We start from the raw sequence: 14873 nt of genomic DNA, 5'->3' as shown, positions 1-14873 counted from the left end.
TTGTTGGAGAATCGTAAAATTCTACTATGTGTCAGCGGGGGAATCGCCGTCTATAAAGCTGTTGCACTCGTCAGCAAGCTGTCTCAGGCAGGCGCGGCTGTCAAAGTAATCATGACGGAGTCAGCGCAGCAATTTGTAAAGCCGCTGACGTTTCAAGTGATGTCCAGAAACGATGTATACACGGATACTTTTGATGAAAAGGATTCTTCTGTCATTGCGCATATTGATCTTGCAGATTGGGCTGATCTGATCATTGTAGCCCCGGGGACTGCCAATGTCATCGGCAAGCTGGCAGGCGGCATCGGCGATGACATGGTCACGACAACGTTGCTGGCAGCAACTGCCCCTATTTGGATTGCTCCGGCAATGAACGTCCATATGTACGACCACCCTGCGGTAAAACGCAATATTCAGCAGCTTCATGAAGACGGAATCCGTTTTATCGAACCATCCGAAGGGTTCCTGGCATGCGGCTATGTCGGCAAAGGCCGATTGGAAGAGCCGGAAAAAATCACGGAGCTGGTCAAGGACTACTTTTCGCGCGAGCACAAGCTGGCAGGCAAAAAAGTGGTTGTAACGGCCGGCCCGACACGTGAACGAATTGATCCGGTCCGTTTTTTGACCAATTTTTCGAGCGGCAAAATGGGCTATGCCATGGCCGGTGCTGCAGCAGAGATGGGTGCTGAAACCATTTTGATCAGCGGTCCCGTATCGCTGCCGGTTCCAAGCGGTGTAACACGTATTGTTGTAGAAAGCGCAGAAGACATGCTGCAGGCTGTAGATGCGCATTACGATACGGCAAACTACGTCATCAAAACGGCAGCAGTTGCTGATTATAGACCGAAAGCAGTGGCTGACAAAAAAATGAAAAAACAGGAAGGCGGTTCGACCATTGTTCTCGAACGGACCGTCGATATCCTCCAGCATCTGGGCCAGCAGAAAAAAGGCCAGGTATTGATCGGTTTTGCGGCTGAAACAAACGATGTCGGACAATACGCTAAAGAAAAACTGGAACGCAAAAATGCGGATTACATTATTGCCAACGATGTAACAGAAGCACAGGCGGGCTTTGAAGCGGATACAAATCGGGTGACTGTTTACGGGAAAAATGGCTTTGTGCAGGATTTTGAACTTATGTCCAAACAGCAATTGGCTCGCCAGTTGCTTGAAATGATCACTGATAAGGAAGAGCCGCATGATAGCTGAAGTGATCGTGGACGTTGCAGCGCATCCTATTGACCGCCCTTTTGACTACGCCATTCCGAAAAATGTGGAAGTTTTGGCAGAGCCGGGAATGCGTGTTAAAGTACCGTTCGGCAACCGCAAAGTGCTTGGGTTTATTACCAAAATTAAAGAAACCTCAGAGTTTGATCCGAAACGCCTGAAACCGATTCATGAGTTGATGGACGTTGTGCCGGTTTTAAATGAAGAATTATTGAAAATGGCCCAATGGATGAAAGAGCAGACAGTGTGTTTTGAAATTGACGCATTGCAGGTCATGGTGCCGGCAGCACTCCGTGCGAAATACGAAAAGCGCTTTGTGCTGAATGCAGCGCTTGATGAAATTGCAGCGCCATTGCGTCCATATTTTGAAAAACGTTCATTTATTCGGCTGCAAGATGCCGTCGATGTGTATAGTTTGTTGAAACAAGAAATGGAAAAAGGGAACATCTTGGCTGATACCGATATTCAGCAGCAGACAGCTGTGAAAAAAGTACGAATGATTCATATTGCTGACAGCACGGAGAAGTTGGAATCCATAGATATCCGTGCCAATGCCAAACAACAGCTGAAATTGATGGAGTATTTTCTGGAAAATGCAGGACGTTCAATAGAGTCTTCCCAGCTGCAGAAAGAAGCAAATGTTTCCCTGCCGACCATCTACAGTTTGGTGGAAAAAGGAGCGGCTCAGATTTCCAATATGGAATCTTACCGGGATCCGAAGCTGCTGACAGCGATTGAGCAGAAGTCTTCCCTGAAATTGACAGGTGCCCAGCAACTCGCTTTTGATTCGATCGAAAGCGCATTAAATACGCCTAAAACCTTCCTGTTGCATGGCATCACGGGCAGCGGAAAAACGGAAATTTATCTCCAGACGATTGATCAGGTGCTGAAGCAAGGCAAGGAAGCGATCATGCTGGTGCCTGAAATTTCACTGACGCCCCAAATGACCATACGCTTTAAAGAACGTTTTGGCGACCAGGTCGCGGTTCTCCATAGCGGATTGTCAGCTGGTGAGAAATACGATGAATGGCGTAAAATTCAACGGGCAGAAGTGAAAGTTGTTGTCGGGGCACGCTCAGCCATTTTTGCCCCATTTCAAAACCTGGGCTTGATCATCCTTGATGAAGAGCATGAATCGAGCTATAAACAGGACGATTCGCCGCGCTACCATGCACGGGATATGGCGATATGGCGCAGTGAATACCACAATTGTCCAGTAATTCTGGGCAGCGCAACGCCATCGCTGGAATCCTATGCACGTGCGCAAAAAGGCGTCTATGAATTGCTGGTGCTGGAAAAACGCGCAAAAGACCAGCCTTTGCCGGATGTCCATATTGTCGACATGCGGGAAGAATTGCGTACCGGAAACCGGTCCATGTTCTCGGTGCAATTGGCGGATGCCATCCGCGACCGCCTGGAGAAAAAACAGCAAACTGTGCTGTTTCTCAATAAACGCGGCTATTCCTCGTTTGTTCTGTGCCGGGACTGTGGAACAGTCATGCAATGCCCGAACTGTGATATTTCATTGACATATCACCGCTCCAGCGAAACGATGAAATGCCATTATTGCGGCTATGACGAACGCGTGCCGAAAACCTGTCCGGAATGCGAAAGCGAACATATCCGGTTTTTCGGAACCGGTACACAGAAGGTCGAGGAAGAGCTGGCGAAATTGGTGCCGGAAGCTCGCGTTTTGCGAATGGATGTCGATACGACCCGCAACAAAGGCGCACATGAAAAAATTCTTTCCGCTTTTGGCGAAGGCAAAGCCGACATCCTGCTGGGCACTCAAATGATTGCCAAAGGATTAGATTTCCCGAACATTACATTAGTGGGGGTATTGTCTGCGGATACGACGCTTCATTTACCTGATTTTCGGGCCGCAGAAAAAACTTATCAGCTCTTGACACAGGTCAGCGGCCGTGCGGGAAGAGATATTCTTCCCGGCATGGTATTTGTCCAGTCGTATACACCGGAACATTACGCCATTACGCTGGCAAAAGACCAATTGTATGAACCTTTTTATGAACAGGAAATGGCCATGCGCAGAGCAAGCGGCTACCCGCCGTATTACTATGTTGTCAACATCCAATTTACGCATGAAGATTTGATGACGGTTGCCGAGTACGCGGATCAAACAGTCCGTTACCTGAAGAGCCACCTGTCACCAAATACCTTAATTATCGGACCTTCAGCGTCCCTTATTGCCCGTGTCAACAATAGATATCGCTATCAATGTTTGATAAAATACAAAAAAGAACCGAAACTGACCGATACGATGCAGCAGCTGATTAAAATCCACCGTACCGAGTGGCTGAAAAAAGGTGCGACACTGTCGATCGATATGAATCCGACATCGGTCATGTAACAGAAAAGAGGAAATGAGTATGTCAATTCGAATGGTAGTGAAACACCCGAACGAAGTATTGGAAAAAAAATGTTTGCCTGTCACCACTTTTGATAAGAACTTAGCGGTTCTTTTAGACGATATGCATGAAACGATGGTGGAATCGGATGGCGTCGGCATTGCCGCGCCGCAAGTTGGGGTTGCAGTCCGTGCAGCCATTGTCGATTTCCGGGAAGGGCAGGATCCGATTGAACTGATCAATCCGGAATTGGTGCTGTTTGAAGGTGCGGAAACCGATATTGAAGGCTGCCTGAGCTTCCCTGGAATCTTCGGTGAAGTTGAGCGCTGGGACCATATCAAAATCAAAGCGCAGGAGCGCGATGGTTCCTGGTATGAATTAGAAGCAGAAGGCTACGAAGCCCGCGCGATCCAGCATGAAATGGACCACTTAGATGGAATCTTGTTTACCAGTAAAATCACAAAATATGTTACCCAGGAAGAATTGGATGAAATGATCCGCCAGCAGGAAGAAGAGGAGGAACAGGTTTGACCAAAATTGTATTTATGGGAACACCTGCCTTTTCGGCACCGATCCTGCGCATGCTTGTTGAAGAAGGCTATGACGTCATTTCCGTCGTGACGCAGCCAGACCGCCCAGTCGGACGCAAAAAAGTAATGACGGCAACACCGGTCAAAGAAGAGGCCATGCGCCTCGGCTTGCCGGTGTACCAGCCGGAAAAACTGAAAAACCCGGAAGAACTTCAGCACGTTCTTGATTTAGATGCTGATTTAGTTGTTACGGCCGCTTTTGGGCAGATTTTGCCGAGCGAATTGCTGGAGACGCCGAAACTTGGCGCCATCAATGTCCATGCTTCGCTTTTGCCGGATTACCGCGGAGGCGCGCCGATTCACCAGGCCATTATAGATGGCAAAGTCGAAACAGGCGTGACCATCATGTATATGGTAGACCGTTTGGATGCGGGGGATATTATTTCGCAGGTAACGGTGCCGATCGAAGAACGGGATCACACGGGAAGCATGTTTGATAAACTGAGCATTGCTGGACGCGACCTTTTGAAGAGAACTTTGCCTCTAATTATTGCGGGTACGAACGAACGGATTCCACAAGACGAAGGGTCCGTCACTTATGCGCGAAATATCTCGCGCGAGCAGGAACGCATTGATTGGTCCAAATCAGCTGCAGCCATTTACAATCAAGTGCGCGGCTTGCATCCATGGCCAGTTGCCTATACGACGTTCAACGGCGCCAACATGAAAATCTGGTGGACGGAAAAAACTTCGTCCCATGCCAGCGGCCAGGCCGGTCAAGTGGTAGGGCTGACCGATGATTCAATTCTGGTGCAGACCGGTGAAGGCGTTTTGGCCATCACGGAACTGCAGCCATCCGGCAAAAAGCGCATGACCGCAACAGAGTATTTAAAAGGACCTAAAATCCAGGCAGGAGATTTATTCGAATGAAAAACAAAAAACTTCAAGGCAATGTCCGCGATGCCGCTTTCTCAATTCTTTGGGCAGTTGAAAACAAGCAGGCCTACAGCAATCTATTGCTTCACCAAACAATCGAAAGCTATGGCATTGCAGCAAAAAATAGAGGGTTGCTGACAGAGATCACATACGGCACACTGCAGCATCAAATGACGTTGGACTACTATCTGGAACCTTATTTAAAAGGGAAAATCGAGCCATGGGTCAAAACCCTGCTGAGATTGTCGCTGTATCAAATCGTTTACCTAGACCGCATTCCGGCACACGCAGTCGTCCACGAAGCGGTTGAAATCGCCAAGCGACGCGGCCACGGCGGCGTGGCTTCAGTCGTCAATGGCGTACTGCGTTCAGTACAGCGCAACGGTGTCCGTTCGTTCAATACGATCAGCGATCCATACGAAAAGATTTCCATCGAAACGAGCCATCCGGTATGGATGATCAAGCGCTGGGCAGAACAGTTTGGTTTGGAGAAAACGCGTGAAATGGCATTGGAAAACAACAAGACGCCTTCCCAGACCGTGCGGGTCAACACAGCCCGGGCAACTGTTGAAGAAGTGATTGAAATGCTCCAGTCCGAGGAGTTGGAAGCTATATCGAGTAAATTGATCCCTGAATGTTTGATTGTCACGAATGGACAGCCGGCACGGACGGCAACTTTCGAAAAAGGCTTTATCACCATCCAGGATGAGAGTTCCATGCTTCCTGCCTACGCACTGCAAGTCAAGCCGGATATGACCGTGCTCGACATGTGCGCGGCGCCGGGCGGGAAAACCACTCATATTGCCGAAAAAATGAATAACAGCGGTACGCTTTATGCGCTTGACCTGCACCAGCATAAAGTCAAGTTGATTGATGAAACTGCCAAACGGCTCGGTCATACAGTCATTGAAACGGTAGTTGGAGACGGCAAGCAAAGCGTCGAACGGTTTGGTGAAGAGAAATTTGACCGTATTCTTGTAGATGCGCCTTGCAGTGGATTGGGTGTTATCAAGCGTAAGCCTGACATTAAATACACGAAAAAAGAAGAGGATTTTGCCCGTTTGCAGGAAATTCAAATTGAATTGCTGGACCAGGCCGCGCGTTTATTAAAACCAGATGGCATTTTGGTCTACAGTACCTGTACAGTGGATGCTGTTGAAAATCGGGGCACGGCAGAGCGATTTCTGAAAGAACACCCTGAAATGGAAAAGATCCAGGCAGCATTGCCTGCAGCTATGGGCATCAAGCATACAGGCTTTGTCCAAGTGTTTCCTCAGGATTATGGAAGCGACGGTTTTTTCATCGCTGCTTTTAAAAAGACTGAAAAGACCGCAACAGCTTGATGCAGGAAAAGACTAGAATCGGGGTGTCGTGATTTGTTCCAATATGTGGTAGAAAGTGATACGGGTAAAATTCGTGAAGTGAACGAAGACAGTGTGGCGGTCTTGAAACGTCCGGACGGACTGATTCTGGCAATTGTGGCCGATGGCATGGGCGGACATAAAGCTGGCGATGTTGCCAGCAAAATGACTGTCGACCAGCTGGGCCGTTATTTTTTAGAAGACCAAGAAGAAGCATTTTCGACACTTGATAATAAGAAAGAATGGCTGTCTGAGCGTGTTCAGTTGATTAACCGGTCGGTCTATGACCACTCAATGGAGCATTTGGAGTGTAAAGGGATGGGCACAACCCTGATCGCTGCGCTGCTTGAAGGCAACGAAGGCATTTTATGCCATATCGGCGATAGCCGTGCCTACCTGATAAACGGCGGAATTGAGCAGATTACACGGGACCATTCCTATGTCAATGTGCTGGTGGACAGCGGGGAAATCAGCCAGGAAGAAGCGGAAGAGCATCCAAAGAAAAACTGGATTGTTCGTGCGCTTGGCACTGAAGCCGATATTGAAAGAGAGTTGATCCATTTTTCATTTGTGGATGCTTCTTATTTACTGATTTGTTCAGATGGCTTGAGCAACAAAATTCCGAAAGAAGAACTCGCCTCCATCGTTCACACAACGGCTCCTTTATCTCAAAAAGGCCAGGAGCTGGTAACCATTGCCAACGATCGTGGAGGAGAAGATAATATTTCATTCGTTCTTCTGTCCTCTATGGATGAGGAGGTGTAAACATGCTGATTGGCAAAAGCATTAACGGCCGCTATAAAATCAAAAAATTGATTGGCGGCGGGGGAATGTCCAATGTGTATTTGGCGCATGACATGATTTTGGACCGGGATATTGCGATCAAGATTTTGCGCTATGATTTTTCCAATGAAGAAGAACTGCGCAGGCGCTTCCAAAGAGAGGCCTTGTCTACGACCAGTTTGGCGCATCCGAACATCGTCAATATTTTTGACGTCGGGGAAGATGGTTCTATTCATTATTTGGTAATGGAATATGTTCCGGGAAAAACTTTGAAAGACTACATAATCGAACATTCACCAGTATCCCCTGAACGGGCTGTTGAGATTATGAAACAATTAACATCGGCTTTGGCACACGCCCACCACAATCAAATTGTCCACCGGGACATCAAGCCGCAAAATATCTTGATGGATGCAGAAGGCAATGTGAAAATATCCGATTTTGGCATAGCGATGGCATTAAGTGCAACATCCTATACCCAAACCAATTCGGTGCTTGGAACAGTCCATTACTTATCCCCTGAACAGGCGCGAGGCGGGATGGCAAATAAAAAATCTGATATTTATTCACTCGGCATTGTCATGTACGAATTGATTACAGGCAAGCTGCCGTTTTCGGGAGAATCGGCCGTGTCAATTGCTTTAAAACATCTGCAGACGGATACCCCTTCTTTGCGCGAAACCGTTCCCAACTTGCCGCAAAGCCTGGAGAATGTGGTGTTAAAAGCGACGGCAAAAAACATTCAGCACCGCTACCAGTCTGCTGATGAAATGGAGGCAGACCTGGAGACGGTGTTATTGCCGGAACGGTTGAATGAACCAAAATTCGTGGTGCCAGTCGACCAGGATGAAACACGTGCCATGCCGGCTATCAAAGATGCGGCTGCATACACGAGCGCTGCAGAGACGAAAACCATGCCGTTGCCGCTGAACAAGGAGAAAAAAGAACCGAAGAAAACTCCTGAAAAAAAGAAAAAGAAGTGGCCATGGATCCTGGGCATCCTGGCATTTTTGCTGATTGGCGGACTGATCCTCGCAATTGCATTTCCAGGTCTGTTCGAACCGAGGCAAATTGCTGTACCGGATGTTTCGGAAATGGAGCATAACGAAGCGCTTGAAGAGCTTCAGGCAGCTGGTTTTGTTGCAGGTGAAGAAACCGAAGAATACTCGGAGCAGGTCGAGGCAGACCATATTATCCGGACCATTCCGGAAGCCGGGAAAATGAGGGACCGTGAAACGGAAATTCAACTATTCGTCAGTCTGGGCAAAGAAATGACCGAAATGGACGATTTTGTCGGCAGCACGATTGAAGAAGCAAACGAGGCACTCGAAGACGAGAATTTCGCCTCAGTGGAATCGACTGAAGAGTTTTCCGAAGAACCGGTTGGCACAATCCTAAACCAAGAACCATTGGCTGGAGAAAATGTCATCGTCAGTGAAACCAATGTGGAATTTATCGTCAGCAAAGGTGAAGACCTGCGTGAAGTCGAAGATCTGGCTGGCTTTACAGAAGAGAATCTTAACGACTATGCCCGTTCTTCCGGCTTTAATATCCGCATCATTTCAGAGCAGTCATCAGACACAGTGGAGGCAGGCAAAGTCATGTCCCAAACTCCGGCAGCTGGCGAACAGCTTGTAGCTGGCAGCACAATTGAAGTTACCCTGTCGTCGGGTGTGGCAGAACAGCCGATGAAGACTTATATCCATACCGTGGAAATTCCTTACGAACCGGCTGAACCTGCCGAAGAAGGCGAAGACCCTGTAGAACAAACAATCCAGGTTTATATTCAGGACAACACCCAGACCATGGTGGAGCCGTTCGAAGAGTTTACGATCACGGAAGATCAGTCACACCGCATTGAATTGGAGATTGCAGAAGGTGAAACGGCGTCATACCGGATTGTCCGAGATTCCACGATTATACTGGAAGAAACTTTTGAGTATTCAAGCGTAGAATAAAACAAGAGCAAAAGGAGTGAAAAGATGCCGAAAGGTCAAATCAGAAAAGCATTGAGCGGGTTTTATTACGTACTGGATGAAGATGGCAAGCGCTATATCCAGTGCCGGGGACGCGGGGTTTTCCGCAACCGCCAGATAACGCCGCTGGTTGGAGATTATGTCGATTACAAAGCGGATAACGACCTGGAAGGAACAATTTTGCACGTTTACGAACGAAAAAACGAGCTGGTGCGTCCGCCAATTACGAATGTGGACCAGGCAATTCTTGTTTTTTCGGCCAAGCAGCCTGATTTTCATCCATTGCTATTGGATCGATTTTTAACAGCCATCGAATCCCATTCGATTCAGCCGATCATTTGCCTGACAAAAATGGATCTGTTAAAAGAAACAGAAACAGAAAAGATTCAGCATTTTATTGCAGATTATGAAAAAATCGGCTATGAAGTGATTCCGACATTCATCGATGACCCTGCCTTGAAAGACCGTTTGATGCCGGTGCTTGAAGGCAAAATCAGCGTACTCGCTGGCCAGTCGGGTGTTGGGAAATCGACTTTGCTGAATACTATTCTGCCATCGCTGGAACTAAAAACAGACGATATTTCAAAAGCGCTGAACCGAGGCAAGCATACGACGCGGCACGTGGAACTGATTGCCGTCAACAACGGACTGCTGGCAGATACGCCAGGCTTTAGTTCGTTTGACTTTGAAACCATGGAACGGGAAGAGTTGTCTGCATGTTTCCCTGAATTTGCTGCACGCTCCAACGCTTGCAAATTTCGGGAATGCCTGCACATGAACGAACCAAAATGCGCCATTAAAGCTGCTGTAGAAGCCAAGGAAATACCGGAATATCGCTATAAGCATTATTTGAAATTTTTAGAAGAAATCATGAGCCGAAAGCCGAGGTATTCAAATGATTAAAATTGCACCGTCTATCCTAGCCGCCGATTTTTCGAAACTTGGAGAAGAAGTATTGGAAGTGGAGAAAGCTGGAGCCGATTGGATTCATGTTGATGTCATGGATGGCCACTTTGTTCCGAATATTTCATTTGGGCCGATTGTCTTAAATGCCATCCGGCCGTTGACCAAATTGCCAATGGATGTTCATTTGATGATTGAAAATCCAGATCAGTATATTGAAGAGTTTGCAAAAGCAGGCGCTGACTTTATCACCGTTCATGTAGAAGCCTGTCCTCACTTGCATCGGACCATTCAATTGATCCGCTCGCTGGGCGTCAAGCCGGGTGTCGTCCTGAATCCGCATACACCGATCGAAACTATCCAGCATGTCCTGGAAGATATTGATCTGGTGTTGTTCATGACGGTCAATCCCGGATTTGGCGGACAGAAGTTTATTCATTCGGTTGTGCCGAAAGTCAAACAGCTTTCCGACATCATTAAAGAAAAAGGGCTGTCTGTCGAAATTGAAATTGATGGCGGCATCAATGAAGAAACAATCGGAGCCTGCGCAGAAGCGGGAGCGACTGTTTTTGTAGCCGGTTCAGCCATCTACAGTAAGAAAGACCGGACGCAAGCACTTCAAGCAATCAGGAAAGCGGGAGAAGAGGCGATTTCATGAACGTTATTTTAATCGCAGGAGGTCCGGCAGGCGAACTGCCGGATTTCTCTTTTTTCCCGGAAGCCCTCTATATCGGAATCGATTCCGGGACACTGGTGCTGCTTGAGAAAGAGATTCAGCCCGCTGCCGCTGTCGGAGATTTTGATTCGGTCAGCGACGAAGACTATGAGAAAATTCGTGCCGCATTGCCGGAACTGGAACGTTATCCATCTGAAAAAGACCAGTCTGATACAGAGCTGGGACTGGAGAAAGCAATGGAGTATCAGCCGGAGCAGGCCATACTCACGGGAGTCACTGGAGGGCGATTGGATCATTACATGAGCGCGCTGCACACAATGTTCAAGTACCAGCAGGAATTTCCTGCAACACGCTTTCTGCTGCTGAACAACCAAAATCGCATCCGTTTTCTAAAGCCCGGCACGCATCTGCTGGTTAAAGATGAACAGTACCGCTACGTATCGTTTTATCCGTTTGCGGAAGAAGTCGGCGGCTTGACGCTGACAGGGTTTAAATACCCCGTAACGGACGAAGCCGTTCCATTTGGTACGACACGCTTTATCAGCAACGAACTATTGGGTCGTGGAAGCGTAACTATCCAAAGCGGCCACTGCCTGATGGTGGAAAGTTCGGACACTTGAAACAATTGCTGAACAAAAAACAGGCAACGAAAAGGGAGATCCTTTCGTTGCCTGTTTTTGAATTGTTCTATTTATGCTGAACTTGCAAATCATCATTTTACAAATTGCTTGTGCTGCTTTGGACAAAATAAAGACGATTGCTTATCGCCGAGCTTCGCCCATAGTCGGCAACCGCGCTAAGAATAGTTGCTCTAGACCACGAAAAAATGCCGGGCTGATTAGATCAGCGCCGGCATTATCGATGAGCGATTATACGCGCTCAACTTTTCCTGATTTCATTGCTCTTGCAGAAACCCATACACGTTTCGGTTTACCGTCTACAAGGATGCGAACTTTTTGAAGGTTTGCTCCCCATGTACGTTTTGTCGAATTCATTGCGTGCGAACGGGCATTTCCGGCGCGAGCTTTACGTCCACTAATTGCACATACTTTAGGCATGTAAGTCCCTCCTCACAAGTGAAGCTGAAAATTATTATAGAATTTCAGTTCGTTTTTCGTTTCACATACTTTAATAATTTACCACAGACATATCGTGTTTGCAACTAAATTTAGAGGTCTTTAAAGAAAAAAACCTTTACACCCTAAAACGGCTGCTTTTCTTCTATAAGGCTTTAAGGTAGAATGATAAGAGTGAAATAGGACTTGAGGAGGAATTTCAATGTCGATTGAATTGAAGAACGAATATGGTCAAATCGATATTTCCAATGATGTAATTGCCCAAATAGCAGGCGGTGCAGCAATTGAATGCTATGGCATTGTAGGCATGGCAACTAAGCACCAAATACGTGATGGCTTAACGGATATACTCCGCAAAGAAAATTTTGCCAAAGGAGTTCTGGTACGCCAGGAAGATGATGATTTGGTAGTGGATATGTATGTCATCATCAGCTATGGAACTAAAATTTCCGAAGTGGCTTATCAGGTCCAGTCCAAAGTAAAATATACGATCAACAAAACATTGGGTATGTCAGTAAAAGCGGTAAATATTTTTGTCCAGGGCGTTCGTGTAACGAACCCGTAGGAGGAGGAAGAGTCGGTTATGAAGTCATTAAATGGAGTAAAGTTCGCAGAAATGGTACAGATGGGATCTCATCATCTTTTTCAAAATGCGGATTATGTTGATGCATTAAATGTTTTCCCTGTGCCTGATGGCGATACGGGAACAAATATGAATTTATCGATGACTTCCGGAGCGAAAGAAACAACTGCTCAAGCAGAAGACCATATCGGAAAAACAGCAGGCGCTTTGTCCAAAGGGTTATTGATGGGCGCTCGCGGAAACTCTGGTGTTATTCTTTCACAGCTTTTCAGAGGATTTGGCAAATACATTGCATCAGAATCAGAATTGACAGCGCTTAAGTTTGCGGAAGCTCTTCAGCACGGTGTTGAAACAGCCTACAAGGCCGTCATGAAACCGGTAGAAGGAACAATTTTGACCGTCGCAAAAGATGCAGCTGCCAAAGGCATGGAAGTTTCAAAAACGGAAAAGGACATTATCGTTTGGTTTGAGGCTGTTGTTGCAGAAGCTCAGGCTTCTTTGGAACGGACACCGGACCTGTTGCCGGTCTTGAAAGAAGTAGGGGTTGTCGACAGCGGCGGGCAGGGCCTCGTTTACATTTACGAAGGATTCCTCGCTTCACTGAAAGGTGAAGAATTGCCGGCAAAACATGCGCATAATACGATGACCGATCTTGTCAGTGCGGAACACCATAAAAATATTGCCAGTTTTATGGATACAGCAGATATTGAGTTTGGCTATTGTACAGAATTCATGGTGAAATTCGAAAAAGGCAAAAAAGAGTTTAACGAAGCTTTATTCCGTTCTGATTTAAGCGAATATGGCGATTCGCTATTGGTCATCTCTGATGATGAAATTGCGAAAATTCATATCCATTCGGAAGAGCCAGGAAAAGTGCTTACATATGGCCAGGATTACGGAAGTTTGATCAGCATGAAAATAGAAAATATGCGCCAGCAGCATATCGATATTGTGGGCGAAGACTTCCAGAAAAATGCGCCAAAACAGGAAGCTGTACATCCTTATGCCGTAGTGACGGTTGCAATGGGTGAAGGAATTGCTGAATTGCTGCGCAGCATCGGTGCTTCGTACGTCATTGAAGGCGGACAGACAATGAACCCGTCGACAGAAGACATCGTCAATGCAGTTAAATCAATTGGCGCAGAACGTGTGCTGATTCTGCCGAACAACAAGAACATCATCATGGCAGCCGAACAGGCAGCTGAACTTTTGGATATCGAAGCGGCTGTTGTCCCGACGAAAGATGTGCCTCAAGGCATGTCAGCATTACTGGCATTTAATCCAGGCGCTTCCGTAAAAGACAACCAGGCGGCGATGGCAAGTGCATCAAAACACGTAAAATCAGGATCTGTGACATTTGCGGTCCGTGATACATCGATTGATGGGATTTCTATCAAGAAAGATGATTTCATGGGCATTTCTGAAGGGAAGATTGTTGTTTCCGACAGCAGCCTGGATGCCGTCACAGAAGAACTGGCTAAAAAGCTGGTGGACAGCGATGCTGAAATCGTCACAATCCTTTATGGAGAAGACGTGGCAGCGGCAGATGCTGAAAAGCTGGGTGAATTTATCGAATCGCTCAACGGCGAAGTCGAAGTTGAAATCCATAACGGCAAACAGCCTTTGTATCCATTTATAATTGCTGTCGAATAGTATTTCAGTTCATTTGCCAATATGATAACAAAGCGGAGCGCATACGGATGTATGCGCTTTTTTATTTTTGTTTAATATGCCAAAATCATGTAAACTAAAGGTATACGTAACCGAAAGTGAGGGGTTTGAGCCATGAAGTTCAAATCTGTTTTTGATATAATCGGCCCGGTCATGATCGGGCCTTCTTCTTCGCATACTGCGGGAGCAGCCCGCATCGGAAGAGTGGCGAGGGATTTATTTGGCAGGCAGCCGCAATGGGCAAAAGTCCATCTATACGGATCATTTGCAGAAACTTATAAAGGCCACAGCACGGATGTGGCAATCATCGGTGGATTATTAGATTACGATACCTTTGACGAACGCATCAAAACCTCGTTCGAAGAGGCAGACAAAGCCGGGATGTCTTATGAATTTATTCCAGAGACAGGCCATGTGGATCACCCGAATACAGCACGCATCGTCATTGGAGACCAAGATTCTGAAATGTCGATGATGGGCATTTCAATTGGCGGCGGCAAAATCGAGATTACAGAGTTGAATGGCTTTCCGCTTCGTTTGTCGGGCAATCACCCGGCCATTCTCGTCGTTCACGAAGACCGTTCAGGCTGCATCGCGAATGTTGCAAACTGCCTGTATAAATACGACATCAATATTGGCCACATGGAAGTATCGCGGAAAGAGCGCGGGCATATGGCCTTGATGGTCATCGAAGTAGATCAAAATGTGGACAAAGAAGTGATGGACGAATTGAAAAAACTTCCGAATATCACGCAGGTGACAAGAATCGCCGATTAAATTGGAGGGTA

General features: G+C 46.9%; 14 protein-coding genes. 13 read left to right on the top strand and 1 reads right to left on the bottom strand.

Going from position 1 to position 14873, the window contains the following annotated elements:
* The 10 genes from coaBC to QOZ98_RS03120 are packed head-to-tail and all read left to right on the top strand — an operon-like array spanning position 1 to position 11375.
* Positions 1-1206: a bifunctional phosphopantothenoylcysteine decarboxylase/phosphopantothenate--cysteine ligase CoaBC gene (gene coaBC / locus QOZ98_RS03165; protein ID WP_308786057.1), complete on the top strand. Its 1206-nt coding sequence runs from the start codon at positions 1-3 to the stop codon at positions 1204-1206.
* Positions 1196-3592: a primosomal protein N' gene (gene priA, locus QOZ98_RS03160; RefSeq protein WP_308786056.1), complete on the top strand. Its 2397-nt coding sequence runs from the start codon at positions 1196-1198 to the stop codon at positions 3590-3592. Before coaBC ends, priA begins: the two co-directional genes overlap by 11 nt.
* Before the next feature lie 19 nt (positions 3593-3611).
* Entirely contained in the window at positions 3612-4121 is a 510-nt protein-coding gene (def, locus tag QOZ98_RS03155) for a peptide deformylase (protein WP_142826596.1), read from the top strand.
* Positions 4118-5050 (top strand): methionyl-tRNA formyltransferase, encoded by a 933-nt coding sequence (fmt, locus tag QOZ98_RS03150; protein ID WP_308786055.1) that lies wholly within the window; start codon positions 4118-4120, stop codon positions 5048-5050. The genes def and fmt overlap by 4 nt, the downstream gene beginning before the upstream one ends.
* The gene (rsmB, locus tag QOZ98_RS03145; protein ID WP_308786054.1) at positions 5047-6399 is read left to right on the top strand and encodes a 16S rRNA (cytosine(967)-C(5))-methyltransferase RsmB; all 1353 of its coding nucleotides are present in this window, start codon (positions 5047-5049) and stop codon (positions 6397-6399) included. The genes fmt and rsmB overlap by 4 nt, the downstream gene beginning before the upstream one ends.
* A gap of 33 nt (positions 6400-6432) precedes the next feature.
* Complete coding sequence (locus QOZ98_RS03140; RefSeq protein ID WP_308786053.1) at positions 6433-7182, top strand: Stp1/IreP family PP2C-type Ser/Thr phosphatase; 750 nt, start codon at positions 6433-6435, stop codon at positions 7180-7182.
* Between the two features lie 2 nt (positions 7183-7184).
* Positions 7185-9158, top strand: a complete 1974-nt coding sequence (pknB, locus tag QOZ98_RS03135) for a Stk1 family PASTA domain-containing Ser/Thr kinase (RefSeq protein WP_308786052.1) — start codon at positions 7185-7187, stop codon at positions 9156-9158.
* Between the two features lie 24 nt (positions 9159-9182).
* Positions 9183-10079 carry a ribosome small subunit-dependent GTPase A gene (gene rsgA, locus QOZ98_RS03130; RefSeq protein ID WP_308786051.1) on the top strand — a complete coding sequence of 299 codons (897 nt, stop codon included), beginning with the start codon at positions 9183-9185 and terminating at the stop codon, positions 10077-10079.
* Entirely contained in the window at positions 10072-10737 is a 666-nt protein-coding gene (gene rpe / locus QOZ98_RS03125) for a ribulose-phosphate 3-epimerase (protein WP_308786050.1), read from the top strand. The genes rsgA and rpe overlap by 8 nt, the downstream gene beginning before the upstream one ends.
* Positions 10734-11375 (top strand): thiamine diphosphokinase, encoded by a 642-nt coding sequence (locus tag QOZ98_RS03120; protein ID WP_308786049.1) that lies wholly within the window; start codon positions 10734-10736, stop codon positions 11373-11375. The genes rpe and QOZ98_RS03120 overlap by 4 nt, the downstream gene beginning before the upstream one ends.
* 249 nt (positions 11376-11624) lie before the next feature.
* Here QOZ98_RS03120 and rpmB read toward each other — a convergent pair whose 3' ends face one another.
* Positions 11625-11813 carry a 50S ribosomal protein L28 gene (gene rpmB, locus QOZ98_RS03115; protein WP_049693306.1) on the bottom strand — a complete coding sequence of 63 codons (189 nt, stop codon included), beginning with the start codon at positions 11811-11813 and terminating at the stop codon, positions 11625-11627.
* A gap of 220 nt (positions 11814-12033) precedes the next feature.
* On the opposite strand from rpmB, the gene QOZ98_RS03110 reads away from it, so the two are divergent.
* From QOZ98_RS03110 to sdaAB, 3 genes are all read left to right on the top strand, one after another.
* Positions 12034-12396: an Asp23/Gls24 family envelope stress response protein gene (locus QOZ98_RS03110; RefSeq protein WP_142826588.1), complete on the top strand. Its 363-nt coding sequence runs from the start codon at positions 12034-12036 to the stop codon at positions 12394-12396.
* Positions 12397-12414: 18 nt separating this feature from the next.
* Positions 12415-14067 (top strand): DAK2 domain-containing protein, encoded by a 1653-nt coding sequence (locus QOZ98_RS03105; protein ID WP_308786048.1) that lies wholly within the window; start codon positions 12415-12417, stop codon positions 14065-14067.
* 132 nt (positions 14068-14199) lie between these two features.
* Positions 14200-14862 carry an L-serine ammonia-lyase, iron-sulfur-dependent subunit beta gene (gene sdaAB, locus QOZ98_RS03100; protein WP_142826586.1) on the top strand — a complete coding sequence of 221 codons (663 nt, stop codon included), beginning with the start codon at positions 14200-14202 and terminating at the stop codon, positions 14860-14862.
* The last annotated feature ends 11 nt before the right edge of the window (positions 14863-14873 follow it).

It is taken from the genome of Planomicrobium stackebrandtii (assembly GCF_030814955.1).
GTDB lineage: Bacteria > Bacillota > Bacilli > Bacillales_A > Planococcaceae > Planococcus > Planococcus stackebrandtii.
This window is presented reverse-complemented; position numbering and strand designations above follow the sequence as displayed.